Origin of the sequence: Sporosarcina sp. FA9, assembly GCF_051550205.1 — a bacterium.
Taxonomy (GTDB): domain Bacteria; phylum Bacillota; class Bacilli; order Bacillales_A; family Planococcaceae; genus Sporosarcina.
Map to the genome: position 1 here is coordinate 3,210,851 of NZ_CP188819.1, position 26,913 is coordinate 3,237,763.

The 26,913-nt window shown below is 37.7% G+C and carries 27 protein-coding genes, 2 pseudogenes and 1 riboswitch; of the genes and pseudogenes, 5 read left to right on the plus strand and 24 right to left on the minus strand.

Going from position 1 to position 26,913, the window contains the following annotated elements; all coding sequences use genetic code 11:
- Position 1 precedes the first annotated feature (1 nt).
- The 19 genes and pseudogenes from ACP8HH_RS16375 to ACP8HH_RS16465 all read right to left on the minus strand — a co-directional run.
- Entirely contained in the window at positions 2–538 is a 537-nt protein-coding gene (locus tag ACP8HH_RS16375) for a DMSO/selenate family reductase complex B subunit (protein ID WP_438313128.1), read from the minus strand.
- Positions 539–541: 3 nt separating this feature from the next.
- Complete coding sequence (locus ACP8HH_RS16380; protein ID WP_438313129.1) at positions 542–3,136, minus strand: molybdopterin-dependent oxidoreductase; 2,595 nt, start codon at positions 3,134–3,136, stop codon at positions 542–544.
- A gap of 1 nt (position 3,137) precedes the next feature.
- A complete protein-coding gene (locus tag ACP8HH_RS16385) occupies positions 3,138–3,875 on the minus strand; it encodes a TorD/DmsD family molecular chaperone (protein WP_438313131.1) in 738 nt (245 codons plus the stop codon).
- 643 nt (positions 3,876–4,518) lie between these two features.
- Positions 4,519–5,925 carry an IS110 family transposase gene (locus ACP8HH_RS16390; RefSeq protein ID WP_438313133.1) on the minus strand — a complete coding sequence of 469 codons (1,407 nt, stop codon included), beginning with the start codon at positions 5,923–5,925 and terminating at the stop codon, positions 4,519–4,521.
- Between the two features lie 106 nt (positions 5,926–6,031).
- Positions 6,032–6,160, minus strand: a complete 129-nt coding sequence (locus tag ACP8HH_RS16395; RefSeq protein WP_438313135.1) for a hypothetical protein — start codon at positions 6,158–6,160, stop codon at positions 6,032–6,034.
- A 357-nt stretch (positions 6,161–6,517) separates the two neighbouring features.
- Positions 6,518–7,516, minus strand: coding sequence for an ABC transporter ATP-binding protein (locus ACP8HH_RS16400; protein WP_438313137.1), 999 nt, complete (start codon positions 7,514–7,516; stop codon positions 6,518–6,520).
- Positions 7,513–8,490 (minus strand): ABC transporter ATP-binding protein, encoded by a 978-nt coding sequence (locus ACP8HH_RS16405; protein WP_438313138.1) that lies wholly within the window; start codon positions 8,488–8,490, stop codon positions 7,513–7,515. Before ACP8HH_RS16405 ends, ACP8HH_RS16400 begins: the two co-directional genes overlap by 4 nt.
- A gap of 20 nt (positions 8,491–8,510) precedes the next feature.
- Positions 8,511–9,437, minus strand: coding sequence for an ABC transporter permease (locus ACP8HH_RS16410; RefSeq protein ID WP_438313140.1), 927 nt, complete (start codon positions 9,435–9,437; stop codon positions 8,511–8,513).
- 17 nt (positions 9,438–9,454) lie between these two features.
- On the minus strand, positions 9,455–10,372 hold the full coding sequence (locus tag ACP8HH_RS16415) for an ABC transporter permease (RefSeq protein WP_438313142.1): 918 nt from the start codon (positions 10,370–10,372) through the stop codon (positions 9,455–9,457).
- A gap of 125 nt (positions 10,373–10,497) precedes the next feature.
- Positions 10,498–12,042, minus strand: a complete 1,545-nt coding sequence (locus ACP8HH_RS16420; RefSeq protein ID WP_438313144.1) for an ABC transporter substrate-binding protein — start codon at positions 12,040–12,042, stop codon at positions 10,498–10,500.
- A gap of 273 nt (positions 12,043–12,315) precedes the next feature.
- A riboswitch (SAM riboswitch) is annotated at positions 12,316–12,420 on the minus strand.
- Between the two features lie 509 nt (positions 12,421–12,929).
- Positions 12,930–13,319, minus strand: a complete 390-nt coding sequence (locus ACP8HH_RS16425) for an NUDIX hydrolase (RefSeq protein WP_438313146.1) — start codon at positions 13,317–13,319, stop codon at positions 12,930–12,932.
- A gap of 70 nt (positions 13,320–13,389) precedes the next feature.
- On the minus strand, positions 13,390–13,686 hold the full coding sequence (locus ACP8HH_RS16430; protein WP_438313148.1) for a PH domain-containing protein: 297 nt from the start codon (positions 13,684–13,686) through the stop codon (positions 13,390–13,392).
- Between the two features lie 451 nt (positions 13,687–14,137).
- Positions 14,138–14,587: a hypothetical protein gene (locus ACP8HH_RS16435; protein ID WP_438313150.1), complete on the minus strand. Its 450-nt coding sequence runs from the start codon at positions 14,585–14,587 to the stop codon at positions 14,138–14,140.
- 455 nt (positions 14,588–15,042) lie between these two features.
- Complete coding sequence (locus ACP8HH_RS16440; RefSeq protein WP_438313152.1) at positions 15,043–15,234, minus strand: hypothetical protein; 192 nt, start codon at positions 15,232–15,234, stop codon at positions 15,043–15,045.
- Positions 15,235–15,284: 50 nt separating this feature from the next.
- The gene (locus tag ACP8HH_RS16445; protein ID WP_438319230.1) at positions 15,285–15,371 is read right to left on the minus strand and encodes an ATP-binding cassette domain-containing protein; all 87 of its coding nucleotides are present in this window, start codon (positions 15,369–15,371) and stop codon (positions 15,285–15,287) included.
- 338 nt (positions 15,372–15,709) lie between these two features.
- Positions 15,710–16,093, minus strand: a complete 384-nt coding sequence (locus tag ACP8HH_RS16450; RefSeq protein WP_438313154.1) for a VOC family protein — start codon at positions 16,091–16,093, stop codon at positions 15,710–15,712.
- A gap of 151 nt (positions 16,094–16,244) precedes the next feature.
- Positions 16,245–16,415 (minus strand): Fe3+ hydroxamate ABC transporter substrate-binding protein, encoded by a 171-nt coding sequence (locus tag ACP8HH_RS16455; protein ID WP_438313156.1) that lies wholly within the window; start codon positions 16,413–16,415, stop codon positions 16,245–16,247.
- A gap of 132 nt (positions 16,416–16,547) precedes the next feature.
- The gene (locus ACP8HH_RS16460) at positions 16,548–16,808 is read right to left on the minus strand and encodes a hypothetical protein (protein ID WP_438313158.1); all 261 of its coding nucleotides are present in this window, start codon (positions 16,806–16,808) and stop codon (positions 16,548–16,550) included.
- A gap of 194 nt (positions 16,809–17,002) precedes the next feature.
- Positions 17,003–17,314, minus strand: a pseudogene (locus ACP8HH_RS16465) (cytochrome O ubiquinol oxidase); the annotation flags it as partial.
- Positions 17,315–17,470: 156 nt separating this feature from the next.
- On the opposite strand from ACP8HH_RS16465, the pseudogene ACP8HH_RS16470 reads away from it, so the two are divergent.
- The 3 genes and pseudogenes from ACP8HH_RS16470 to ACP8HH_RS16480 form a co-directional block, all read left to right on the plus strand.
- Positions 17,471–17,644 (plus strand): annotated as a pseudogene (locus ACP8HH_RS16470) (hypothetical protein); the annotation flags it as partial.
- 184 nt (positions 17,645–17,828) lie between these two features.
- A complete protein-coding gene (locus ACP8HH_RS16475; protein ID WP_438313160.1) occupies positions 17,829–18,704 on the plus strand; it encodes a DUF4349 domain-containing protein in 876 nt (291 codons plus the stop codon).
- Positions 18,705–18,755: 51 nt separating this feature from the next.
- On the plus strand, positions 18,756–18,956 hold the full coding sequence (locus ACP8HH_RS16480) for a hypothetical protein (RefSeq protein ID WP_438313162.1): 201 nt from the start codon (positions 18,756–18,758) through the stop codon (positions 18,954–18,956).
- Positions 18,957–19,185: 229 nt separating this feature from the next.
- On the opposite strand, the gene corA is transcribed toward ACP8HH_RS16480, so the two are convergent.
- The 5 genes from corA to abc-f form a co-directional block, all read right to left on the minus strand.
- Positions 19,186–20,148, minus strand: coding sequence for a magnesium/cobalt transporter CorA (corA, locus tag ACP8HH_RS16485; RefSeq protein WP_438313163.1), 963 nt, complete (start codon positions 20,146–20,148; stop codon positions 19,186–19,188).
- Between the two features lie 511 nt (positions 20,149–20,659).
- On the minus strand, positions 20,660–21,238 hold the full coding sequence (locus tag ACP8HH_RS16490) for a TetR/AcrR family transcriptional regulator (RefSeq protein ID WP_438313164.1): 579 nt from the start codon (positions 21,236–21,238) through the stop codon (positions 20,660–20,662).
- 41 nt (positions 21,239–21,279) lie between these two features.
- A complete protein-coding gene (locus ACP8HH_RS16495; RefSeq protein ID WP_438313166.1) occupies positions 21,280–22,677 on the minus strand; it encodes an efflux RND transporter permease subunit in 1,398 nt (465 codons plus the stop codon).
- Positions 22,658–23,668 (minus strand): efflux RND transporter permease subunit, encoded by a 1,011-nt coding sequence (locus ACP8HH_RS16500; RefSeq protein WP_438313167.1) that lies wholly within the window; start codon positions 23,666–23,668, stop codon positions 22,658–22,660. The genes ACP8HH_RS16495 and ACP8HH_RS16500 overlap by 20 nt, the downstream gene beginning before the upstream one ends.
- Positions 23,669–24,043: 375 nt before the next feature.
- A complete protein-coding gene (gene abc-f, locus ACP8HH_RS16505) occupies positions 24,044–25,702 on the minus strand; it encodes a ribosomal protection-like ABC-F family protein (RefSeq protein WP_438313169.1) in 1,659 nt (552 codons plus the stop codon).
- Positions 25,703–26,101: 399 nt separating this feature from the next.
- On the opposite strand from abc-f, the gene ACP8HH_RS16510 reads away from it, so the two are divergent.
- Both ACP8HH_RS16510 and ACP8HH_RS16515 read left to right on the plus strand, forming a co-directional pair.
- A complete protein-coding gene (locus ACP8HH_RS16510) occupies positions 26,102–26,470 on the plus strand; it encodes a hypothetical protein (protein ID WP_438313171.1) in 369 nt (122 codons plus the stop codon).
- Positions 26,471–26,473: 3 nt separating this feature from the next.
- The gene (locus tag ACP8HH_RS16515; RefSeq protein ID WP_438313173.1) at positions 26,474–26,866 is read left to right on the plus strand and encodes a type II toxin-antitoxin system RelE family toxin; all 393 of its coding nucleotides are present in this window, start codon (positions 26,474–26,476) and stop codon (positions 26,864–26,866) included.
- Positions 26,867–26,913 lie beyond the last annotated feature (47 nt).

Sequence of the window (26,913 nt, forward strand, 5' to 3'; positions counted from 1 at the left end):
ACTATTTCGATTTAATAACGAGATTTGGTTTTGTTATTGACGCACTTGGCATCCCTGTAATCTCACTAACCGTACCGTACTTTGCTCTTAGTTCTTCGATTGGTCCAAACTCAATTGCCCTCAGTGGACATGATGTAACACATACAGGTTCTTCACCAACTGCACGCAAGTCTATGCATGTGTCACATTTTGTCATCTTACCTAACTCCGCATTAAATTGTGGTGCGCCATAAGGACAATTCCACTCACAATATCTACACCCAACACACTTGTCATGATCTATTAAAACAACCCCATCTTCTTTCCGCTTGAAAATTGCGGTCGTTGGACAATTCGGGATACATGTCGGCACATCACAATGATTACACGATAACGATACATGGCTTAGTGCTGGTCTTGGAAATGTTCCTTCTTCAAAAGAATAGACTCTTCGAAAATTCCTACCTACTTCTAAATCATTTTTATCTTTACAAGCAATCACACATGTCTTACAACCAATACATTTCGTTACGTTAATAAAAAAACCTACTTGAGCCATGTTTTACACCTGTCCTTTCGGAAATACAACTAGCTGATCCCAATCTTTATCTTCAATTAACGGATCCCCGTCATACTTTTCAACATTACAAATCACCGTGTTCCAACCCGATGTACCTAAACCTGTGGAGACTGGGGCTTGTAATATATTATCTGCTCCAGCTTTATCAATTTTTTCATCTTTAGTAAACCTTGGCCATGCACCATGTGGTAAAGCAAGTACACTCGGCGTCATTGTTTGCGTTACTCTTGCCGGTCGTAATGTTCTGCCGTGGTCATTATAAATTATCACCGTGTCGCCATCCTTAATGCCTCGCTCTTTTGCATCCGTAGCATTCATAAATAATGGACTTGGCATTGCTTCACGTAACCAAGGAATATTATCAAAAACAGTATGCGACCTTCTTAAATAATGTGGATTATACAATTGAAACGGATACTTTCCTTTTTCTTTGCTTTCCCAATCTTTAAATGTATCCTCATAACCTACTGATTTAGCCGTATATTTTGGGATTGGAGAAATTTCTGACCAGGCTTCTTTTGATTCCTCATGAATCGTTTCACAATAAATTTCAAATTTACCACTTGGGGTATCTACTGGATTGTTTTCCGGATCATTTACAAAGTCTGCATAAGCGATATGCCCAAAATTATCTCCGGGTCTACGCTCTACTTGATAAACGCCTCTTTCAATAAATTCAGCCAAGGGAACTCTTCCTTTTTGTGGTTTTCCTTCTACGCCCCACGCGCTAATATCTGCTGCTGTAATTTCAACTAATGGCTCAAAATCGATCCCGTTTTTCATAATGACATTCGTTGAAACGAGTTGATTAAAGAATGCTTGCTTTTCACTAAATGGATATAATACATCAGGACTTTTCCCGAGCTTCTTCATTAATTCTTTCGCAATCCATATATCACTTTTTGCTTCATATAGCGGATCGACGATATTACTGTGAACGATTATCATTTCCCGATTACCACCTAAGAGGCCACCTTCTCTCTCCCACATCGATGTGACAGGTAACACAATATCCGAATATTGCGCATTCATCGTTAAGTTATAGGCATTCGTTACGACAAATTCAACTTCACGGTGTGCTTCAATCCCTTGGTTAATGGACGTACGTGTTTGTAATGTTGCAGCGTACTGATGATAAATAAACTGGATATTAGCATCTCTTTCACCTTCACCCTTTTGGTGAAACTTACCATCTAATATTGCTGAAAATATTTCATTATGGTTAATTAAATTCGTTACTGCGTTTTCTTTTGGTTCTGGATATCCAGGACTACCCTGTTCGATTAACCATGGACCACCATTTCCTGCAGCTCGGTGTACACTTACCCCTGTCATTCTTCCAGTACGTCCCATATGACCTGTCATAAATCCAAGAGTAGAAAATGCTTGGACCCAGCCTTCTCCATCATTAATCCGACCAGCTGCCCATCCGGTTAATAAGGCGACACGTTTTGTGCCACCAATTTGGCGAGCAAGTTGACGAATAAGCTCAGGTTCTATCCCGCAAATTTCTGATGCCCATTCGGCTGTTTTGGGTTCATTATCATATGTGCCCAGTAAATAATCTTTAAAATTATCTTTAGGATTGGCACCTTCTGGCATATGGTCTTCATCAAAACCAACAGCACAACTGTTTAAAAATTCCCAGTCTATTAATGGGTTGGTTATTGGATCATCTTCATCAAGGAGCGAATGCATAATTCCTAGCGCCAATGCATGGTCTGTACCTGGTCTAATAGGGATCCAATCGGCATCAAAAACCTCTGCTGTGTCTGTATACATTGGATCTATCGTAATGAATTTTGCGCCTGCTTTTTTAGCCTGTAAATAGTTAAACGTAGGACTTCCCGGACTACTCCATGCTGGATTTAATCCCCATAGGACAATAAGTTGTGAATTACGTAAGTCTAAACGGTCGTTCACACCTACATCATAATAGCCTTCAGCAACCCCCATCATTGTTGACGCCCACCTCCATGCGCCCCAGGATTCCGTACCAAAGTCTGTCGTACATCCACCATTTTCAAATAACACTTTGTCCATTTCGCCACCTCCTGTTGCCCAGATAGCTTCATTTCCATATTTATTTGCGACACGTTTAATTTCACTAGAGACGATGTCGAGTGCCTCATCCCATGAAATTCTCACCCACTGGTCTTTTCCACGGAGTTCTTTTTTCCCTCCGCCAGGTTTCCAGTTCTTTCGCTTCATTGGATACTTGAGGCGATCAGCACCAAAGACTTGTTGACGTTGTGAGCGACCTCTTAAGCAAGCTCTTTGCTGCGGAAAGTCTGGGCTATCTAGGTGCGTATCATCTGTTTTCTGACGAACAACAACCCCGTCTTTTAGTAATACTTTATTAACACAACGACCGCCACAGTTATGCCAACACGCTGCTGATTTCCATACGCCTTCTTCAGAATCATCAATTGTCTCGTCTAATGCTCGTTCTGTTACTTTACTCGTTAAACCACGACTGAACGGAATACCAGCAGAGACAGTAGCAGCTACTGACCAACCGATAAATGATCTTCTTGTCATTTTTATACTTTCAATTTTCTCTTTTATATTAAACATATTATAAGACCCCCTGCTTATCATGCGTTCTAATCACGACGTCTATAGTAGCTATTTCATGAAGGATTTCTTTATCCAGTTTTAAATATGCATCTAACAATTTCGCCATTCCTTTAAAAAACTGAGTGTCAGCACCATCCATCACTCTTTTGGAAAATGCCGGAACAAAGGCCAGTAAATGATTTTCCAGAAATTTTCCCTGTTGATCTATCAAATAATAAAAATAACTTAGTGCATTTGGTTCTTCTTTTTCAATCACATCAATGCATAACTCGTTTAAGTGAAACATGAAATCAAGCTCGAAACCAATATGATCTTCAGCTTCTAAGTTTTGATCGCGAATAACAAAGCCAAACTCCTCAAATTTTCTTTGAACTGCCACAGTATTTTCTTGAAATAACAATTGATCTTTCCGTACATAAACCGATTCCCAAGGGGGCGCTACCAGTTCTAATGGCCCGATAAACATTTTTGTATAATCCCAGTGTAAGTTTTCATAATCATCATTATTATTAATGACATCATGTTCATTTAAATACGCTCTTATTATTCCGATAGCTTCCTCCATACCTTTGGAGTCCTCTACAAATGGAATAATAGAAATCAGTTCGGATTCCACAAAGTATTTAAGGTACTCTTTTGAAGGCTCTTCGACAAAAAATCTAGCTAAAATATCATAAACAAATTGTCGAGCCCGAAAAATATAATTTAATTCTTTTTGAGCAATAGACTGCTTCATTACTATCTCCTCCTAAACTGCTAGTGTTTCATCTTCATTCATTCTTTTCTCTACAACGTTTCGAGTGTTCACTAATGAATTGGTGATCTTGCGCTGGCTTATTAAAGTTATTCTAACTTCTTTTTTACGAATAAACCGGACTTTGTGAATTCATTCACAAAGTCTCCAATTTTTTTAGTCAAATTTGTGAAGATCTTTTGGTCATGAAACAATACTGCTCATTCTCAGGAAAGACTTTTCCCAAAGGAGTCTAAAGCAAAAAAAAGACCTTTTGTAAGTTCAATGAACTTACAAAAGATCTTCTTAGATTATGTTCCTTGCACAGCGTTTAATGTGAAATAAGTCAAGCGCTATGAAAATAGATTTTTGGCCGCACGAAACCAAAGCCTCATAATGGTATTTTTTTGAAACTCAACAATCACAGAACTCTATAATGGCGTTTTTCCGCAACGTGAAAGGTCTTGCGTTTCATTTCACAGGGATACATCCTATTAAATACAAGCTCACGTTCTTTAACGTTTTATTCGTATTTGTGAAACAAGACCCATGACGCTGTGCAACGAGGTCATTTAAGCCTCAGGTACTCTAAACTATGTGGTCTACGTTCCGGGAAAACGCCTTTGTCTACACCTGAATTTTGTGTTTACAGTTCAGCCACTTCTTTTAAATATCGTTGATTGAACAGCTTTTGCTTATCCTTATTTCTTAGTTTTCCAGCGATGACTTTTTCCAGACAATAGTCCGCTTCACTGCTTTTATACAACTGTTGGTCATTGATCATGGCAAAGGCAATCCGTAGGATTCGATTCCCTAGAGCGATATAGGACTGGCCTGCTTTCTTTCCTTTGTCCTTCATCGCCAAATACCGGACTTTCATTTCAGGATTCTGAACCGAAACATTTTTCCCAACCTGATAAACCACGTTTCGAAAAGCTGCCCTACCTTGTTTGGATATCCGGTAATGATTCGCCTTTTTCCCACCTGACTGTCTTACAATTGGGTTCGTGCCGGCCATTTTGATGAGTTGTCCTGCATGTGAATAGTCATGGACGTTCCCTATTTCCGCGGTCAATTCGGCGGCTGTAGTGATGCCTAAACCAGGGATACTTAAGAGGATACCACCATCGGTCTCCAGTAGTTTCGCTTCAATTACATCCTCTAATTGCTTGATTTGATGATGTATTAACTCATATTCATCAAGTTTTAGTTGGAGTAAAATCAATTCGCTTTCAAGCAGAGACTTTGGTTTGGAAATCGAATTCGCTGCGTAATCCAATAGCCTATCGATAACATCCTCACGGATCTTCAGGTTGTTTTCAATAGATATCTTCCTTAGTCCGGCTTTGCCTAGAGTTAAGATATCTGACGGGTGAGGATGGTTTCTCATCAAGAATAGCGACGTTTTTGAAACGAACTGATTTAAGATCTTGATGACCTTATTTTCCCCATCCACCTTTAGGTTCTTCCCTTGAAACTCACGGAAAATGTGATCCATATACAGACGCAAGTGATTGATGGTCCTTGTTTGCGCGTTCACAAGCGCCCGTCTGGCCCTTGTTAATGTCTTTAACGATTCAAGTTCAAGTATGGATTCAACGCTCGTTCCACCACGCCCATGAAGCAATGACTGGACAATCGCCATTAAATCAACACGGTCCGTTTTCGTATAATTCAACACGGTTTCTCTTTCCCTGGCAGTGGTTGCGGCATTCAATATTCGGACGATGTACCCCTCATTCATACACAGTCTTACAAGGTCTTCATAGTAGTGCGCAGTCGTTTCAATTCCAACAATCACTTGTGAAAGTGCGTACGTTTCACACACTGAATCAATGTATTTCTTCATCAATTGATAGCCTGTCATTGACCCGTCGAACTCAAATGGCTCCTGTAAAATATCACCGTAGATTGTACATACCATCGCTGTATTCACAAATTTCGCTGCATCAATCGCTACAATACAATATTCCTTAGCCTTTTCTTCTCGCATTAAACGATTCCAATGACTTCCGTTCTTCCCCTGAATATGATTAAATGATAGTGTAACCATTGTTTTCAGCTCCTCCTCTTTGATGGGGTGGTATATCGGAAGTTCTGTGATTGGTACTTCTCCTATACCCTGAAAACAGTGGTTTTTTCATTTTCCAACTATCTATTTAACATAATAGGTACTCCACACTAATGGCCATCAAAAGCATTCCAGCTGTTGAAGGTATTAAATACCTGACAAATGATTTCTCGACCGATTCCGTATCCAATCGATTCATTAATTGTTCTTTTCCCATATTCGTTCCTCATCCTCTACAAAACCTTTCATTGCTCGCACCTCATCGTTAAGATGTTTGACATCGATTGCGTTATTTTTAATCATAAGGGACTTCTCCTTTTAGTGTTTGACTAGCAACTCCACTATACAAGGAAAGATCTTTTTTCAGTTCTTCAACCTACCGTGCTTCCGCTCGGTTTCCGCTTCACATCCGTTTGAATTCAAATGGGTGCAGAGCGGTTGTCTTTTACGATCCCGTTGCTCCCAAAACGGCATACTTTGTTTCGAATGCGGCATAAATAAGAAAACGCAGGGGAAAAATTACTCTGTCACTTATTCTTGAACACTATAATATTTATTTAGGCCCAATTGATTTTTAATCTTTCATTTCTAAAGGATAGTGACAGGCGACAAAATGATTTGAATCCTGCATTATTAAAGATGGCGTAATCTCTTTGCATAATGGCTGTACATATGGACATCTAGTGTGAAAAGCACATCCAGTGGGAGGGTTGGCTGGGTTTGGCATTTCTTCCGATAACAAAACACGTTTTTTTCTAAGCCTTGGGTTTGATATTGGTATTGCGGAAAGCAATGCTTCTGTATATGGATGTTTCATTTTTGAGAATAGGTCATCTCGGCTAGCAATTTCAACAATTTTACCAAAGTACATAACTGCAATCCGGTCGCTTATATGATAAACAGAAGGTAAGCCATGAGCAATAAAAATATAGGTTAGTTGAAACTTTTTTTGAAGATCCTTTAGTAAATTTAATATTTGGGCTTGAATCGAAACATCCAATGCGGATACTGGCTCATCACAAACAATTAGTTTTGGTTTCAGTGCCAATGCGCGTGCTATACCAATTCGCTGTCTTTGACCACCGCTAAATTCATGTGGATAGCGATCTACCTGATGCTCGCTTATACCCACAGTTTCAAATAAATCTAAAACCTGCTTTCTTAATTCATTACCCTTCGCAAGATTATGTACAATCAGTGGCTCTGAAACAATATCAAATACCTTCTTTCGCGGATTTAGAGAAGAAAAGGGATCCTGAAAAATAAATTGCAGATTTTTTCTATTCTCACGTATTTTCTTGTCAGAAAACTTGCTAATGTTTTCACCTTCAAACCAAATTTCACCTTCAGTTGGATCTAAGTGCTGTGTAATGATTTGTCCGATAGTTGATTTTCCACAGCCCGATTCTCCAACTATCCCGAATGTCTCTCCTTTCATCACTGTAAAATTTAACCCATCTACTGCTTTCACGTACTTTTTATTAATGGAAAACAAGTTTTTCTTAATTGGATAGTATTTTTTTATATCTTTCACTTCTAATAGAGGCTTTTCATCAACGGATTCCATTTTCATATAGATAGCTCCTTCGTCCGAATGCATCTTACTTTGTGCCCTTCATACTTTTCTATCAAATCTGGCCTCACCGTCAAGCAATCTTTTATTGCGTAAGGACATCTTGGATGAAATGTACAACCGTTTGGAAGTTCTAAAAGGTTTGGAACCATTCCCTCGATTGAATCCAATACTTCTTTTGGCTCACCAATTACTGGAATAGAATTCATTAAACCAATTGTATAGGGGTGTCCAGGTCGCTCAAATAAGTCGTATACATTTGCTTCCTCCACAACTTCTCCGGCATACATGACGACTACTCGATCTGCCATTTCTGCAACTACTCCCAAATCATGTGTGATTAATATGACTCCCATATTTTCCTCTTTACTTAATATTGAAATTAGGCTTAGTATTTGAGCCTGGATAGTGACATCTAGAGCCGTCGTTGGCTCATCCGCAATCAAAAGCTTTGGCATACAAACAAGTGCCATAGCTATCATTACCCTTTGTCTCATTCCACCAGAGAGCTGATGTGGAAATTGATTAACAATATCCTCTGCATTTGGAATTCCAACACGTTTAAGTATGCTAAGACAACTTTTCGTTGCCGCCTTTTTGGTTATTTTCTGATGTTGACGTATGACCTCGCTAATTTGATTACCGATAGTGTAAACTGGATTTAAAGAGGTCATTGGTTCCTGAAATATCATAGAGATATCGTTGCCTCTGTACTTATTCATCATTTTAGGAGACAGCTTACGTAGATCTACTCCATCAAATATTATTTCTCCATCTACTACTTCACCGGGTGGGGAGACGAGCCCCATGATCGACAGGGAAGTTACACTTTTTCCGCACCCAGATTCACCAACAATTGCTAATGTTTCTCCGCTACTAACCGAAAAACTAACTCCATTAACTGAAGGCACTATACCATTATCGGTTTTAAAATATGTTTTTAATGAATGTACTTCAAGTAATTCACGAGTCACGGTCGCTCCTACTTTCAAATTTATTCGTTAGTTTTCATATGGGGATCTATTACATCGCGAAGCCAGTCGCCTAAAAAGATAATTCCCAAAACGGTTATTGTAATTGCAAGACCTGGGAATGTTGCTACCCACCAGCTTGTGGCGATATACTGTCGGCCGTCGCTTAAAATTCCTCCCCATGATACATCCGGTGGTTTAATTCCGAGTCCAAGAAAACTTAATGAAGCTTCTAGTATAATAGCTGTTGCAACGTTCAGGGTTGATATAACAATTAAAGAAGAATATACATTTGGTAGTATATGTCTGAACAAAATGCGGTTGTTCTTAGCGCCAATCCCTTTTGCAGCTTTAATATAATCTTGTTCTTTTATACTTAATACTTCACCACGTATTACCCGGGCATACGATACCCAATTTGTTACACCTATAACAAATATTAATGTGATTATTCCAGGACCCACTACTGCCAAAACGACCAGCATAAGAAGGATTGTCGGAATTGCTAAGAAGGAATCCGCTAACCGCATTATTAAGGCATTAACCCATCTTCCATGGTAGCCGGCAAGTAATCCTAATATGGAGCCTATGGACCCCGACACAATAACTGCCCCGATTCCAACAATAATTGATATGCGAGATCCATAAACGAGTCTACTCCAAATATCTCTTCCTAGATTATCTGTTCCGAGAACATGGTCCGTTGTTCCGCTTTCAAGCCAAACGGGAGGTTGTAACCGATGGATTGGATCTGTTTCCGCAGGGTCATGAGTAGCTAAAAACGGAGCAAATATGGAAATCAATAAAATACTTACAACCAGTATTACTCCTATTAACCCTGTTTTACTTTTCACTAGAAGGGAAAATAACTTTTTTCCTTTGTTTTTATTGTTTATTAGTTGTGTCCCTTGATTAATTAAAGCGGGTTTCATTCTAGGGGTTGATGTCAAGAGGTTACCTCCTTGTTTTAACTATGCCTAATTCGAGGATCCAATAATCGATACACAACATCCGTTAAAAGATTAATTATTATAACAAATATTGCAATGACGAATACAGCGGCTTGAACAATAGACATATCATAATTATTGATAGCAGTCACAAGTAGCTGTCCCAATCCAGGCCAGGAAAAGACGGTTTCAGTTATTAACATTCCTCCTATTAATCCCGCGAATTGTAGGCTGATTATCGTGACAACTGAATTCAAACCATTTCTTAAAGCATGTTTAATTATTACCTTATATTCTGGTATACCTTTACTTCTTGCTGTACGTATATAGTCCAGACTTAATATTTCAAGCATGCTAGAGCGAACCATTCTTGCCATTTGTGCCGATAGGCCAATCCCGATTGTTGTGGCCGGCAAAACTAAATGTGCGAGCGTTCCGCGTCCTGATACAGGAAATATTCCTAACACTACTGAAAGTAAAAGAATAAGCATAATTCCAACCCAAAAATTCGGCATTGCCTTTCCTACCGCAGATACCCCAGAAATCAGCAAATCCGCATATGAATTGCGTTTTATGGCCGAGATAACGCCTAATGGAATAGCTATAATAATTGCCACACCCATGGCAGCTATAGCCAACTCAAAACTTGCAGGTAGTCTTGAAAGGACAAGTGGAAGAGCAGGTTGACTATAGTGAAAAGATGAACCAAAATCACCCGTAACTGCATTAATTAAAAAGTTCCAATACTGATAGTACAACGGCTCGTTTAATCCCAATGATTCAGTTAAAATTGAACGATCTTCATCGGTCGCCGTATCCGGAAGCATCAAAACAACTGGATCACCCACTACACGGATTAGAATGAAAACGATAAGTGAAATAATTAAAAGAACAGGAATAACTTGTAGCAAAGACTTAAGTAAATATTTCCCCATCTTCTATCCCCCTTGTTTCACCAAATAACTTGAAACACTGCAACTGCAATATGTAACAATACAAAGTTTTACAAGTAAAAGATTTTACCCCCTACCTCCGAAACTTCGTTTAATAGTGTACAGCGTTACTTTGATGAAAACAAAATCTCATTTACGTAATATACCTCATCCTTGCGTGGTTCAAATTTAATAGCTTCATCAATCCCGTATATGCCTTCCATTTGGAAGAGGTAAATAGCCGGACGTTCTTCGGCAAATATTTGTTGAACTTGCTGATAATTTTTTTCTCGAATTTCTGGATCCATTGAAACTAAAGCTTCTTGGAGTAGTGATTCGACTTCCGGATTATTGTAATCAGTTTCACCCAATGCATCGTCAAATAAATATCTTGCATAGTTGTTAGATGCATCATTCATTGAATTTCCAATTCCAATCATAAATAATTCACCCATAGATTTAGAAGCAAACTTTTCGCTGAATGCACTAGGTTCGAGAATATCTAACTTAATTTCAAATCCAGCTTTTGTCAGCATTGCTGCAACTATCTCGGAATACTCTTTATATTGGGATGAGGACGACAATGATATTTCAGGACCCTGTTCTGTATAACCAGCCTCTTGTAATAATTGTTTCGCTTTTTCTAAATCATAGAGTGATTGTTCATACAAACTTGGATCCCCTCCAAAGTTACCGGGTGTTATTGATGTTCTTGTTAGAACGCCCGCTCCTCCCGCAATGCTTTCAATTAAAGTTTTTTTATCAATCGCAAAATCAATTGCTTCCCTTACCCTATTGTCTGCGGTTGGAGTTCCATCTGTATGCCTAATAATTATTTGAAGAACCCGTTGAATAGTATTTTTCACGACGGTTTTATCGGCCGTTTTTTCAATACGCTCTACATCTGAAGCTGGAACACCTGCTGCAATATCAATTCCACCCGTTAATAGTTCAGAGACACGCGTTGAAGTTTCTGGAATTGCACGAAATACAACTTTCTCCCAAACAGGTTTATTTCCATAGTAGTTTTCATATTTCACTAAAACTACTTTATCGTCTATAATTCTTTCTTCGAATTGAAAAGGACCAGTCCCTATTGGATTACTCAAAAACTTTTCAATTCCTACCTCATCAATATATTTAGCTGGTAGCATTCCAGCGCCCATTTTAGATAATCGATTCAACATCAATGGGTCTGGGTTACTTGAAATGATATCAACTGTATGCTCATCAACTATTTGGACCTCTTCAATATTTTTATAATACGTATGTGCTTTCAATGAACTATCCTTCGCAACTCTTTCTAGCGTATATTTAACATCCTCAGATGAAAAAGGGTCTCCGTTATGAAAAGCGACGTTATCCCGCAAAGAAAAGCGCCAAGTTGTATCATTAATCTGCTCCCAATCCGTAGCCAATAACGGAATATAACCACCGTTGCCATCCGCCCTTAGTAAATACTCAAATATATTTACCATTACCGACTCACTCACTGTTGCATTATTGTTATGAACATCAAAGCTTTCTATATCCGTTGTATTCCCAATAGTTAACACACTTTTTTCAACTTCGGCGTTGACTGCATCATCCACACCTACATTACACCCTGAAACAACAAGTAGGCTTAATATCATAAGTAATAGAAACTTTATGTTTAGATTAGAAATTTTCATATCAATTAGCTCCCTTTTCATTTAGATTATTTAAAAGTCTTTTCACCATTGAATCATTTTTTATGTATCTGTTTTGATATATATTAGTTAAGATAAAGATTCTTACTAAAAAGAAAATCCTTAACCATCTCCCTTCATCTGCGCTCGCCTATTCCCGCAGAAGGCATTCCCTTGCGCCAAGCATTTTTAGTAGGTTTATTTAATTCAACATATACAGCCCATAAAAAAATCCCCCTTTTCAAAAGAAAAGAGGAATCCGATTTTACACTGCGGCTCTTATCTTCCAAGAACGTTCTCTTGCTGGATTTAGCACCTTTCCACGACACGGAGGTTGCTGAAGCTTCATCGGGCCAGTCCCTAAGCTTCTCTAAATAAGAAATATGAAGTTGTTGGTACTTACTTTAAGCTATGCATTTGACCTTGTCAAGAGTTAAAGCACACTATTTCAATAGGCATTATATAGATTGGTGTTTTACGTAGTTTTTTAGTTGTGAAAAACTGCATTTATATCCCGCTGTTATGATAAACTGAAGGGACTTCAGGCACTACGAGTGAACAAACTAGTGAATCCCCTCTTCCCCCAAGTAAAATGACGATAAGCAAAGTCGGCTCGAAGTATAAGCTTCTATGATATGGAGCGTCTCATTCAATTGAACTGGATGCATAATCTTTATTCTGAATTCTTCACAGTCTTTTTAAAATGTTCTAGTAACACTTATCCAACAATCTACTGATATGTTTTATAACACGCGAAAAAGTGAGAGATGATCCCATCTCTGGTTAGATAAAGCACTACTTATATATATAAGAGAGACTTTTACAATTTGAACATATTTCTATATGTGTTAGATTCAACAACGTTCATAAATCCTCCAAAACCGCGATTGTTACTTGAATAAAGATTGTACTTTTTCGGCAACTACCTTTGGTTTAACATCAATGAAGAGAAGGTCATCTATATCCACCCACTCAGGAATATAAGCACCTTTATTTTTATCTAAAAATTCTTCACCTTGGCCAGTACCAAAAACTCCACCAACGATATCTCCTAAAAAGAAAAATTGCTTTCCCTCAAAATCAATTTCAGCAATACAATTTTTTACGTCAATGTCAACGCCCAATTCTTCATAAGCTTCTCTTTTTGTTGCCACCTCTGGAGTTTCTCCTAGTTCTATACCTCCACCTGGAAAGACGTAATAGGTCACACCATTTTTAGTTCTTTTTATTAATGCCACTTTTCTATTTTTAATAAGTACAGCAGAACCTCTATCTCTCATGGTAAACCTCTCTTTTCAATAATCTGCTTGTAAATTCAAAAAACCTTTATTGATTATCTGGCCCGATTATTTAGGTTATAGATATTTTTTCATCTATTTTTATTTGAGGATTTTTAGTTAATAATAACTCAATAAATTTATTCTCATTCTTAGGTGACAAAAGTATCTCATTATATTTACCACATTGTAATACCAACCTACCGACTGATAAAGCAGGTGTTGCCAAAAGACTTCTTCTTTTACTAATTTTTTTGATCTCATTTATAGTGACTTTAGATCTGAATGGACCATTTTCAATTTTAATCGTCACATTTCCAATTCGATATCCTGTACCAAACCACATCCAGACTAGCAAGCCTACCGCCATTAAGCCTATCAATCCCAAAATAAGATTAAATACACTTAATGAAAAATTTATTATGATACTTAAAAAGATCAAAGTTATTGCTAACCAAACCGCTGAAAAGTATACAATATCCTTTTTTGACGTAAAAAAGATTTAAAACATCTCCTCTCTAAAAAGGTTATCTGAATTCTTTTTCACCTATAATTTGGCCTGATTCCGGAATGCCGTCCTTACTGAATACTCAGTACTACATACAGCTTTCATTTCATTTGGAAGTTGATTATTGTCATGGTTTTGATCTATCAAATAGGAAGCACCTCTTCTATTTGGTAGTGATTTCTCGATAATCTCACTATACCAAAAAGAGGTATTTTTTATTTACTTTTAATTGTCAAGAGTCATATTAAATCGTCAATAAGGCTAATGAAGGCAATTGATGATGCCGTTTGCTTAGGTGCGAAAGTTGAGTTAATTACTTATAATCTTCAAACTTTTCACCCGTTAAGATTTCAAATACATTTTCAGAAGAAACTTTAGACAAAGTTCCATAATTAGATTGCCTTTGAATTATTAATTCTATTCTTTTAGATTCTTGATTTATCCAAACGTCATGTTTAAATGAATTCCAAGAGAATTGATAGTCTGGAGGGCGTATAGCCACTTTAACATTTTCTTGCCAAGCCGCATTTTTCAAAGCATTTATAAGTTTTTCAGCTTTATCGGTATCCGTTATCTCATTTACTGTTTCGTACTCATCGTTTTTGTTTCTTTGTTTAACAATTATGGGATTACCATCCCATGAACTGCTATAAACTCTCTGTTTTGTTGAATCATTTTTTTCAACACTACCACTTTTTGCATCTTGACTACATCCAACTAATACAAGTCCAATTACAGTAAACAAAATAATTAGTCTTTTCAAAACATCACCTCGTTTGTATAGACGTTATTAGCGAACAAAAGTTACAAACCCTTACACAGTTATCCTGTTTTCGTTAATTCTGGTTGTCTTACTAAGCTATATAGTCATCATTCCCAAAATAAGCACCAACTTTTATTCCAGTAATGGCCCAATTTAATTGCGGAACGTATGCAGTTATCGCCCCCGATTATCGAAATCCATTAATAAATTAACGCTTGCTCATTTTAAAAATTCCGAAAAATTCAATACTATGCCAAAAATAATAATAAGTATCGGTGAAAGAATTAGCATTTTTTTCAATAATTTACCTCCATTCAATTCATCACAAACTAATTTACTTATAAAGTATTGTTTCGTATAATGACCCATTTGCGGAATACCGTTCTTACTGAATATTCACTATTACATACAGTAAGTATAGCACTCATAATTGCAAGTTCTAATGCTATCCACCCTTACCATTTGTGCTCAGTTAAATAACGGAATACACTTACGCCTTCAAAAACCCCTGAAAGGTTCCGAAGCTTTCTTCTTTTAAGTTCAACTAAATTAGCATCTCTTAACCACTCATTTAATAAAGATTTAACAAGCTTATGGCGAATTCCTTTTTGGAAAGCCATATATATTAAGTATCTTTCAATTGTCATTTCCGAATCTTATCCCCTTCTTTTGAAAGATCAAAATCATATAATGTGACTTATCCATCGTTCCACGGAAGAATCATACTTAAAACCTTCATTAATGTAGTTTTACCAGCCCCATTCGGTCCCAGTAAACCAAACAAGTCCGTATCTATTTAAAGGTCAACATCTTTTAACACTTGAACCTTTCCATAAGACTTACTTAATCCTTCTATTTTTATCGTAGACATTCATTATCTCTCCCCTATAACGTTCTTCTACCCCTTACACGAATAGGTTATAGGAAATGTTTCATAATTTATTAAATGAAGGATATAAAGTTTGATTACAGTCGATCTATTAGTAAAGGTGAATAAAAATCACTGCCAATAGTACGAATAAAAACAAAAAAGGCTTCTCAATAGTTTGGTCAACTAATGGGAAGCCTTGCTTTAAAATGAAAGGTGCCTGTGCATGAAACTATGCGACGTGCTACTATTAGTTATTCGTTTTTTTCCATAACCGCGAAATAATTTTGTTCGCTATCGGCAAAATTAAATACCTTTCCCGAAGGCATATTTACAATTTCCCCGACTGTGATATTTTTATTTGACAGGGTGCTATGTAACTTATCGAGATCTTCCGAGAAGAACATTAAAGAAGGTGTGCCCAGATTCAATTCTGGCTGCATTTCAGCAATTATTCCCTTGTTGTGAAGTATAATACTTGTTTCAGCTTCTTTTGTTGGTGCTATTTCAATCCATCTCATTCCTTGACCATTATCTTCATCTGAAATTACGGTAAATCCAACTTTTTCTGTCCAAAAATTCACTGCCTCATCTTGGTTGTTTACATATAACATGATTTGACCGATTTTATTAATCATTATTTTTTCTCCCCTTTTCAATAATTTTCCACTTCTTCCCTAAGCATCTTTATCTCCATCCTTATGAAAACAGACTTCACTCAGATTTACCAGTTTACCATATACAATATTCATCATTCTTATACAATCGCGCGATTATGGATTGATTGAATTACTTGATTTGTTCAAAACAGGCTGTACAGAAGATTTCACTTTTCTTCTTTAAATATGCTTTAATTTCAACCATAATAGAATGCTTTGGAACTTTCATTTTCGCATATATTTCTTCATCATCTTCAATTTCTCTATTGCAATTTGTACAGTATAATTTACGTTTAAACAATTGAGCTCCTCCTTTTTTTTCTTACGATTTGGCCCGATTGAAACACAAAACTTATGCAACAGCCGCGCTCTGTAGTGGAGTTTAAAGATTATAGTATATTCTTCTCATACCCTCTTTTTACGATAAGAGAGCCTATTCCTGCGATACATATGCAAAGCTGCGAGAAACAGTGCGAATAACTCGTTTATCTGCTTCAGGCAAATTATCTATTTTACGTTTCTGTTTAATTAACTCAATGACCGTTAAAATAATCGTAACTATCAAACCAGCAGTAAGTACTTCATATGGACATTCACCTAAAAAGTAATAACCCTCCCGATTGCGGAATACCGTTCTTACTGAATATTCACTACTACATACAGCAAGTATATCATTCGTAATTATATGTTCCAATGCCATCCCCCTTCAATTGTTTCCAGCACTGTGAAGATATTAAAAACCCACTCTTTACTACGAATGAAAAGTAAACACATTTCCCTCCGAAGTGCTGAAACAATACCCTCAAATCCAACCCTAAAGATAGTGACATTTTCCTGCTGGAAATCTGTTCCATTCAACTTTTTTTCAAACGCCCCTGCATGACACTAATAATAGCTGACTGAAGAGATTGTAGTCCCTACTTTCTTACCAATATGATAATTTACCGTATCGCCGATTACAGCCGCAAAAAAGAAGACTAGGAGGAGTAAGGCAATGTTAAATGCCCCCATTGCAGCAAGAGCCCAGCTTGCAAACAGCAAAGAATCACCCGGTAAGAAAGGGAAAATCACAAGGCCGGTTTCAACAAACACGATTAAAAATAAAATCGCATATGACCAAGCACCAAAGTTTCGGATAATTTCGACCAAATGTTCATCAATATGCAGTATGAAACTGATTATACTTTGAATTATTGTCATGTATATGCCCACTTTCGAAATTTGTTATCAGACAAACAGATAGATTCAACTTCATTTATCATACTTCCTTCTGCGAAAGTTGTTCCGAAACACACTTGATCCATCCGCAGAAATAATTATAACTTGTAGCTGTACAATTTCTGTTAGAGTAAAATATTTGCAGGAATATATTTTACTCTAACGACATTGTCCATTCACTCCATCTATACGACTTAGCGGGAAATATTCCACTGGTTAGCAATACTATTCACATTTGCATTGGGTGCCGCGGCAGGTGATCTTATCGCGGAGGGTCTTAACTTGGGCTATTTAATAGTCAGCTTTTATTTTCACCATCCATTAATTCGTTGAAATGTTTCGTAGTTCATCGTATTCCTCCCCCCTTGGATGTTTGGTGCAGAGGCACCCTTAAACGAGGGAAAGTCTAGCGTTTTTTCTTGTGAATAATTTGGGAAATGTAACCTTTATTATATTAAACCGTCTCATAGGTTAAATAGATAGGGGGGATTGGATAATGAGAAAGGCAATTTTCATCCTATTATTATCAAGTTTATTTGTTCTCATGGCGTCTTGTAGCTCGGATCGCGCTAAGGATGATGTTCAAATGGAGTCTTCGAAAAGTTCAAATGACATGGCAATGGACAAAAAAGAAAAGAGCTTAAGTGAAGAGGAGTCAGCAGACGTGGAATCTGAGGTGGCGCCAACGAATCGAATGATCATCCACCGAGCTGAATTGCAGATAAATGTGAAAAATCTTGAAAATGCTCTGCTAACTATAGAAAAAAAGGTAAGTGAATATGGAGGTTACATCGTTGAATCGAATGTGTTTCGAGAAAACGAAGAACGTGTAAGTGGTAAAATAACCGTTCGAATTCCGGAGAAGCATTTCCAAAGTTTTTTATCGGATGCTGAAGGAGAAGCGGCTGATATCCCGAAACGCTATGTAACCGGGGATGATATTACAGAGCAATATATCGATTTAGAATCAAGAGTAAAATCAAAACGGGCTGTAGAGGAAAGGCTACTTGAGTTTATGGGTAATGCAGAAAAAACGGAGGATTTATTGAAAATATCTTCTGATTTAGCTAAAATCCAGGAAGAAATCGAACTCATCGTGGGAAAGATGAAGTACTTTGAAAACCAAACTTCATTTTCGACAGTTGAAATATCTATGTTTGAGAATCGGATCATTGTTCCGGGGCTTGAGAGTAAGAATTTAGATACATGGGAAAAAACGAAAAAACAACTTGCAACAAGTACTAACTTTATTCTTGCGACGGGTTCGGGATTAATTGTGTTTTTTATCGGAAACTTGCCGGTCCTCATTTTTCTATTATTCGTTGGATTAGGGATTTATTTCATCATTCGAAGAAAAATAAAACCAAAATAGAATATAAAACTGAAAGAAAAAACAACGAAATTTAATTAACGGCTTCGGTTGATGGGGAGTGCTAACGGAAATTTAGCTGGGTATTTATTAGAACATAACTTTTTTGATAGTCAGGATATAAGTTATTCAGTTGAACAAGGTTATTCGATTAATAGGAAATCATTATTAAAAGCATTAGCTACTAAACGTAATTCCAAGTACACAATACAAATAGGTGGTAGTGCTTTTGTTTTAGCAGAAGGCAAATGGTGATAATACGATAGTGAGCTATCGGGTAGCGATTTTTGAAGATCGTAAGCCTAATCCCTCGTGAAGATACGAAGGGGTTAGGCTATTTCATCTTTCAAAATCCTTAAAGTTGTAAATTCGTACTTTCCTGACGTTACCCCATTGGTAAACTCATTGGCAACTAGTGGTAAGTCTTGCGACAATCTCTGGTACCAAAATTAATACCCATACTATTTTCATGCCAATAAGCGGCTTACGATTTAAAGATACGAAGCCATCCTTTATGTTTAAACCACATCATCATGACAGTCCCCAAAATAAGCATCGTTACAAGAACAATTAGATAGCCATACTTCCAATGCAGCTCGGGCATAAAATCGAAATTCATCCCGTATACGCCTGCTATGAACGTTAATGGAATAAAGATAGATGAGATAATCGTCAACGTCATCATAATCCCATTCATCCGGTTCGAATTGATTGATAATTGGCTATCCCTTATATCCGACGTCAATTCGCGGTTCGCTTCAATGATTTCACCGAGCCGCAGCAAGTGATCATAAATATCCGTGAAATAAACATGCTCATCGGGGGTAAGGCCCAATCTTTCCGAATAAAGCATTCGGTATAAAAGCTCCCTCATTGGGAAAATCGTTCGCCGTAAGCGCAGTAAATCGCTACGTACTTCAAATACAAAATTCATCGACAAATGGATTGTAGAAGGAGATAGCTGATCTTCTATCTCGTCCAAATGATCTTCAATTTTATAAAGGATAGGGAAGTAATGGTCGACCACTTCGTCAATGATATGATGAGCCGCAAAAACATGGCCGCGAACCCACTTATTTGAATTCTGAATGATCCTTTCACGCGCCTTTTTTAGTTCTTGAATCTCATTATAATGAAACGTAACAATAAAGTTTTCACCAAGGAATAAATTGAGTTCTTCAGCAGTTAAATCCTTATGGCATATGGAATGCAGAACAAAGAAAGCATACGAATCATAGTAATCTACCTTCGGCCGCTGTAAACGATTCAAACAGTCCTCAATAGCGAGTGGATGAAAATTAAATACCGAATGCAGCATCGATTCTTCCTTTGTATCCGGCTGATCGAAGTCCACCCAGTACCATTTTAGTGACCGTTTCGAAATCTCCTCCAGCGGGAAGTCAAAGATCAGTTCATCGTCTTCTGTAAGTCCCATTGTATGGATCATTGGTCAACATCCTTTCTTTTCTACGATCGTCGTAAAACGAGCAGAGCATGTATTTTCTTTTAAAAGTTCTTCTCAACTATTCGATTTACAATACGTCCGGAAGCCCCTTTTTTGCCAATTCAGCCTAATGGACATGCGAATTATTTGAAGTTTTTTTCAAAATAGAACTTATCGTTTGAAAGTTGCGTTTGTATCATCCTTGCACTTTACAATATTATTATACACCATCGGGATTCTAGCCTAATCCCCCACCTATTTCTCACTGTCGCCTGAGTTAAGAGTACCAGGTTCTCATAGAACTCTGAATTATTCTAGAACCTGGCAGCAAAATTCATTCCATTCGATTGAAGATATCACCTATACGCATAGCGCCTTTAACGAAATCGACCCGGTAGTTGTTCCAACTGACGTGATTGAAAATGCACAGGAATTTAAGATGCCTTTTTAGGGTTGGTTTATAGGAGAGAGGAAAAACAGCCCTTCTTTGAGCAAAGGCTCAAAGATGGGCTGTTTATAATAAGTCGTTCTCCCCTATTGTTGCAAGTACTGATTTTGCGTGCTTTCTTGCCACAACTTGCTTCTCTTCTTTTGTTAGCTGATTAAATGGTTGGTCGTTAGGTAATACAACATAACTTAGAAATATCCCCCCTAACTGCCTGGCACAAAAGTCTATATCAACTGTTTTGTCAATCATCTTAAAATGAAATGTTAAGCCTTTTTTTAAGCTTATAAAAATAATTTTTGGTAAGTTAATTTCATCCGTTAAATTACCTTTTAAACTTTCCGATAGAAGCATTTTTACTAAGTCAACATTTTCGGATAATACTTCTAATCTGTTTTCGATTACATTCATTAAAAATAACTCAGTATCTTTCTCTTTTGCAAGTTCTAAAATATAGGAACCAAACTTCTTTTCTAATATACTCTTAAGAACGGTACTAAACAGGTTTTGTTTAGTGGAAAACCTTCGAAATAATGTTACTTCCGCTACATCCGCTTCTTTAGCGATTTCCTGTGTTGTTCCTTGAAGTCCCTTTTTAATAAATACGGCGATGGCCCCTTTAAAAATTTGTTCCGTTTTATCACGCAAATCTACTCACCTCAACTACATATTTTCTCGTGTACTATCTACTAGTGTACCCCTTTTACTTTTACAAATCGATCTAAAATGATCAAGATTGGGGGCATAACAACAATTGTTGAAAATAATGCAAACGAAATGTTGATCAATGTCATTTGTCCAAAGTTATTTAATATTACAAAATCAGATGCAAGTAATGCACTAAAGCCACCAATTGTTGTCAGGGCTGATGCAAAAATAGCTTTACCAATTTTCTTGTTCGTAATTTGAATTGCATCCACACTTTGAGAGCCGTTCTTTCTTTCTTCATAAAATCTCTCCATCACCAATACAGTAAACTCTGTACCAATCCCGATAATTAATGCGCCGAGTGTAGCAGTGAGCGGTGTGTAACTTATATCTAAAAAGTGCATCGCCAAGCCAGACCAACCAACGATAAACAGAATCGGTAATAATGGAATAAACGCTTTAATTGGATGACGATAAATAAGTAACAAACCGAAAAATACGAGCCCCATTCCGAGCAATGTCATTTGATATCTTCCAGTCGTTAATCCTTTAATCATCTCTACATCTAAGACCGACTTTCCTGTAATAGTTGTTTTAATCGCGTCCATTTCATGCTTCTGCAAATAAATTCCTAAGTCTTTGATAAATAACTGCAAATCTTCCGTCTCCAAGTGTTCAATCCCAACCGTAATAACACCCTTTGTTTGGGATTCATTTAAGAAGAGTTTCAGCTGATCTTCTGGTAGGTCAACAATTTGTTCACTGAAAGCTGCACCATCAGGTAACTCCCCATCATTCATGAGCTTCACAATGCTCGTAATTGATTTTGTATCAACAACGACATTGGGGAATTCCAAACCAATTGTTGCTGTTAGCTTATCCACCCACTTAATTACTTGATTCGAAGTAATATTGTCACCCTCATATACGATTGAGACTTGATCTGTTGAACCGATAATATCTCGTAATTTGTGAATGTCTTTTAATTCCTGTGTATCTTGCGGCATGAATGTTTCGACATCTGTTTCCACGTTGGCATCTAGATCTACCCATATCCCAAATGCCGCCGCACTAAATGCGAGCGCGATAATGAGCCAGCGAAAAGCGATTGTTTTCTTAGTGAACCAATCAAGAAGGGCATCGACTTTTGATGGTTTTAATCTTTTTTCCACCTGTTGTTCTTTTGTTTTCTTCTTCGTATTACTAAAGAAGTAATCTCTCGTAAACAGGATTGGAATTAAGAGAAATACACCTAAAAAGAAGCTGACGACTAATCCGATTGTTAACATTTTCCCGAAGTCTTGAATCATTGGCACAGGTGACGTATAAAGTGCAATAAATCCAAGTCCAGTAGCAACTAATGCCGTGAATACCGCTGGAACCATCTTTGTAACTGTTTTATACAAACTTTTTTTCACTTTATTCTTTTGAGTATTCATCGGTATCCTCCTTAGCCATTTCCTCTGCATAACGATTTTGAAACTGAATGGCATAATCTATTCCTAGTCCAATTAATATTGGGAAAACGGCCATCGAAACCATTGTAATCGGGATTTGTAACCAACCCATTAAACCTACTGTTCCAATTACTGCTACTAAAACAATTACCAATGGTAAGATGCGCCAACGTACCTTAAAGACGAAGAATAAAACGACAACCATTACCAATAGCGCCAGACCCATCATTTTTTCCATACTATCTTTCATTGATGTTCGAACGGCATCGTCAAGAACAGGTTTTCCCGATACGATTGTAGTTAATCCGTCCAATTGTTCCGTATCTAAATACAAATGAATCCTATCAACAAGCTCGCTTTTCGTAGTGTCATCTGTATTACCCTTAAACTTTATCATCATCAGCATATGATGCTCATCAACAACTACATCACCAAACATGGGACGAAGTTCGCCGTCCACATAAATCATATTATCCAGTGTCGCCTGATTCCTAGGTATTCCGGGTGTCATGATATCTGAATAACTATAAATTGACGCCATGTTTTCACCTATTGTTTGTTGCTTTTCACCCATTTCATCTAATCCATCGATTATTCCCGAGATGCCTTCTTTAAACTTATCCGATTGTTTACCTGCCATCCTATCGATAAGCGTAACTGGGCTCATCACACTGTAAATTGAATCACTCGTTTCAAGCACATTCCCTAAACCTTTCATATGTGATAAATTTGCGGGAGTCAGTAAATCTTTTGCTTCATACAAGATAATAATTGACTCTCCACCAAATTCCTCCTCTAACATTAAGTTATCCTTATACACGTCAGAACTACTTTTCACCAAAGTGTCGTTCCCTGTACCCATGTATATATTACTTGCCCCAACCGCCAGTAAAGCAACGACAATTATCGTTATGAAGATAGACTTTACTGGAAAGTTTTTTATTAACTTTACGATGCCCTTTGAAATAAACATATGTTTCCTCCTTGTCCGTAGGTTAGTTAGTACACACACCCATTACGAGTAAAAAAATACTCCACCTTCATTGTTTCACTTTACTCCCCCTCCCTCGATGTAAGTAGTCACCAACTTACATGATAGCGAAAGATGTTTAGGTTGTAAAGGAGAAAGTAATTTTCTATTTATGTTGTTTGAATAATACTATTTTAAATGGATAAAACGAGTCGTAGCACGTTCTTTTTATTTTCATGAAAAAGTCAAATTCTATTCCCTCATTTGGAAATGAAAAACCATGTAAGTAAACCATAATTACCACCTCTCATTTAGTATATCAATTAATAAAAGAATTTAGGAAATGACAAAGAGTAAATCCTCTTTGCCATTCTCTATTCATTTCAAATCTCTTGACAACCCACTCAACTCAAGAAAAGTCTTATCCAGCTCGGCATATCCCTTATCATTCGGTTTCATCAAACTCAATTTCCCAAGTACCGCCTGCAGTTCTGTTTCAAGGCGAAGCCGTTCTTCCTCTTTCTTTTCCGGTTGCACCACAGTCCCTCGCTCTTGCCATTCCACATAAGTCATCGGGACTTTCTGAATCGTCCCATTTTCAAAGATCAGGAGCCCGTTCGCCATGCGCTCTGTGAAATAGCGATCATGCGAGGCAAACAGCAACGTTCCAGGAAACGTCTGCAACGTCTTTTCAAGCTCTTCCCTTGAAGGAAGGTCAAGATGATTCGTCGGTTCATCCAACAGCAATACATCCGTCCCTTCCAGAATGAACTGCATCAACTTCACCTTTACACGTTCGCCCTGGCTAAGTGCAGAGAGTGGGAGGTCCCACTGTTTTTCTGAAAATCCGAGATTCGTCAAATTGATGCGAATCATCCCTTGTTCATGGAACGTATCTGCATGAAAATACTCCGCCATCGTCACATCTTCGGGAAGGTCGAGCACTGTCTGGCTCAAATAACCAATCTTCATCCCCGACGTTTTCCACAATTCACCTTCATAACTCTCTTCCCCTAACGCCATCCTGAACAGCGTCGATTTCCCCGAACCATTCGGGCCGACAAGACCAATTCGCTCCCCTGCCTGCACGGTGAACGATACGTTTGCAAACAGTTCATGCGTCCCAAATGCTTTCCGAACATTTTTCAATTCCAATATCCGTTTCCCTTTTTTCTTCTCACTCTTTACGTCAAACGACACCGTCACTTCGTCTTCTGGCTTGTCAATGCGATTCTTCTCCAATTCCCCTTCTAGTCTTTTTCGTTTCGAACGAATTTGGACGTCGCGTTTTTTCGCCTTCATCCGGAAATATTCTTTCGCACCACCCTTTTTTGTCGACTCTCTATGAGCTTTTTCCGACCACACTCCCAACTGCTCCAACTGACTTTCTACTCGTATAATTTTTCGTTGCTGCTGTGCATAATGCGTCTGCTGGGTTTTCCGCTCCGCCTCTTTCTTTTTTCGATAATCCGAATAATTTCCCGTATACACCGTCAACTTCCCATGCTCAATTTCAAATATAAAATCCGCCGTCCGGTCAATGAAATGCCGATCGTGGGAAACAATCATATACGTTCCCATACCATTCTTAATCAGTCGAATCAATTCTTCCAAACTCTCGCTATCCAAGTGATTCGTCGGTTCATCCAATAGAACAAGTTCGCTCTTTTCAGCAAGCGCAGCCGCAAGACGCATTTTCATCTGTTCCCCGCCGCTTGCAGTTACATATTTCGCCCGCTCCGGAACTTTCCATTTCCTTCGGTAAATATGCGCATCCGCCTGTTCCCAATCTGCGGTTCCTTCATTTTTCTGCTCCTGCCTAAAATACGTGATTGACGGTGCTTTCCCATTCCAACCGACAGAACCCGAAGTGGGTGCTATTTCTTTAGCCAGCAATGAAAGGAGCGTAGTCTTTCCCGCGCCATTCGCCCCGGCAACAGCAATGCAAGCCCCTTCCGGAATGTCCGCAGACACCCGGTCCAGAATCACCGTTTCTCCGTGTGCAACAATTAACTCATTCAATGTTCCCATAAGCATACTTACTCCTCCAATCCGGAGAGACACAAAAATCCCTCCGAAAGATAATCGGAAGGATCAGTCAGTTATTACCCTATTTTAAGTTCCCAAAAAATCCCGTTGCAAGTGCAAAGAGGTGACTTAAAAGTGGACAGACCAATCCTGTTTTCCGTTTGAATCAAACATTCAATTTCTCGGAATAAAAGATTAGTTAATCATCGTCCACACGTCAGTCCTTTCTCTTTAAAGTTGTTTTAAGTATAGCATACAATTCAGTAATTTTAATAAAATAACTAAAATAACAAGTACCCCACTTCATGTGTGTTGTTTTAAACACAGATAAAGTAGTATAATAAGAATACATTTATTAAACTAAGCATATACTATCTGAAAGGAATGATGAAAGTGAGTGCTTCCATAATGGACAAATCCAAGAAAACCGTCAGTTCAGACACGCTAGACTTTCTTAAAAATAATGTTTATAACATTACTGATGTTACACGTCATAATAAACTCACTGAAATGCTTGACCGTTTTTCGATAAATGAAACTGAAGAGGTTTTCATTATTCAAAATGCAAAAAACAAAAATGCAAAAGGCGTATTTTTAGATTTAAAGTATTTTGAAGAGCTTTTGGCAACTAAAGAAGCGCTTGATAATGCATTAGATGAAATCATCGAGGACATCGCAGTCCAAAGAATGAATAGTGAAGCCAACTTATCCTTAAAAGATGTTTTCGCCGAAGATGATATCGACTTTGAGCAATTAATGAAAGAAATTGAGGACTAAGACTTGAAAATTAATAATTTAGATGACTTACAAGAATTCCTTATAAATAAGCATAACGTAAATTTAAAATTTATCCATGAGGTTGAGCAAGACCTAAAAGGCATCAACAAAGGAAGTAGAACAAGTATATTGGCACTTATTATAAGGCGTGCTATACAAGGACCGCTTTTTGTCCCTGATGGTGTGGCTAGATCTCTTCATGGGGATTTAAGTGGATTCGCAAAAATAAAATCCAAATCTACAACGATAAGGTGTATCTACAAACCAGTTAAAACAACAATTCCCCAAATGGATGTCATCGCAATTGGTCCTCGTGACAAAAGTAAGGCATACAAATTAGCTGCCGAAAGATTGGAAGCCTTTTATTCAAATAAATCCAGAGACGACAATGAGTGAATTCTCATCGACATCTCTGGATTGTTCGTTAAATCTATGCGATAGTC

Coding starts and splice junctions, on each gene's coding strand:
- ACP8HH_RS16375 (WP_438313128.1), bottom strand. CDS start 538: ATGGCTCAAGTAGGTTTTTTTATTAACGTAACGAAATGTATTGGTTGT.
- ACP8HH_RS16380 (WP_438313129.1), bottom strand. CDS start 3,136: ATGTTTAATATAAAAGAGAAAATTGAAAGTATAAAAATGACAAGAAGA.
- ACP8HH_RS16385 (WP_438313131.1), bottom strand. CDS start 3,875: ATGAAGCAGTCTATTGCTCAAAAAGAATTAAATTATATTTTTCGGGCT.
- ACP8HH_RS16390 (WP_438313133.1), bottom strand. CDS start 5,925: ATGGTTACACTATCATTTAATCATATTCAGGGGAAGAACGGAAGTCAT.
- ACP8HH_RS16395 (WP_438313135.1), bottom strand. CDS start 6,160: ATGGGAAAAGAACAATTAATGAATCGATTGGATACGGAATCGGTCGAG.
- ACP8HH_RS16400 (WP_438313137.1), bottom strand. CDS start 7,516: ATGAAAATGGAATCCGTTGATGAAAAGCCTCTATTAGAAGTGAAAGAT.
- ACP8HH_RS16415 (WP_438313142.1), bottom strand. CDS start 10,372: ATGGGGAAATATTTACTTAAGTCTTTGCTACAAGTTATTCCTGTTCTT.
- ACP8HH_RS16420 (WP_438313144.1), bottom strand. CDS start 12,042: ATGAAAATTTCTAATCTAAACATAAAGTTTCTATTACTTATGATATTA.
- ACP8HH_RS16425 (WP_438313146.1), bottom strand. CDS start 13,319: ATGAGAGATAGAGGTTCTGCTGTACTTATTAAAAATAGAAAAGTGGCA.
- ACP8HH_RS16430 (WP_438313148.1), bottom strand. CDS start 13,686: ATGGCGGTAGGCTTGCTAGTCTGGATGTGGTTTGGTACAGGATATCGA.
- ACP8HH_RS16440 (WP_438313152.1), bottom strand. CDS start 15,234: ATGACAATTGAAAGATACTTAATATATATGGCTTTCCAAAAAGGAATT.
- ACP8HH_RS16450 (WP_438313154.1), bottom strand. CDS start 16,093: ATGATTAATAAAATCGGTCAAATCATGTTATATGTAAACAACCAAGAT.
- ACP8HH_RS16475 (WP_438313160.1), top strand. CDS start 17,829: ATGAGAAAGGCAATTTTCATCCTATTATTATCAAGTTTATTTGTTCTC.
- ACP8HH_RS16480 (WP_438313162.1), top strand. CDS start 18,756: ATGGGGAGTGCTAACGGAAATTTAGCTGGGTATTTATTAGAACATAAC.
- corA (WP_438313163.1), bottom strand. CDS start 20,148: ATGATCCATACAATGGGACTTACAGAAGACGATGAACTGATCTTTGAC.
- ACP8HH_RS16495 (WP_438313166.1), bottom strand. CDS start 22,677: ATGAATACTCAAAAGAATAAAGTGAAAAAAAGTTTGTATAAAACAGTT.
- ACP8HH_RS16500 (WP_438313167.1), bottom strand. CDS start 23,668: ATGTTTATTTCAAAGGGCATCGTAAAGTTAATAAAAAACTTTCCAGTA.
- abc-f (WP_438313169.1), bottom strand. CDS start 25,702: ATGCTTATGGGAACATTGAATGAGTTAATTGTTGCACACGGAGAAACG.
- ACP8HH_RS16510 (WP_438313171.1), top strand. CDS start 26,102: ATGGACAAATCCAAGAAAACCGTCAGTTCAGACACGCTAGACTTTCTT.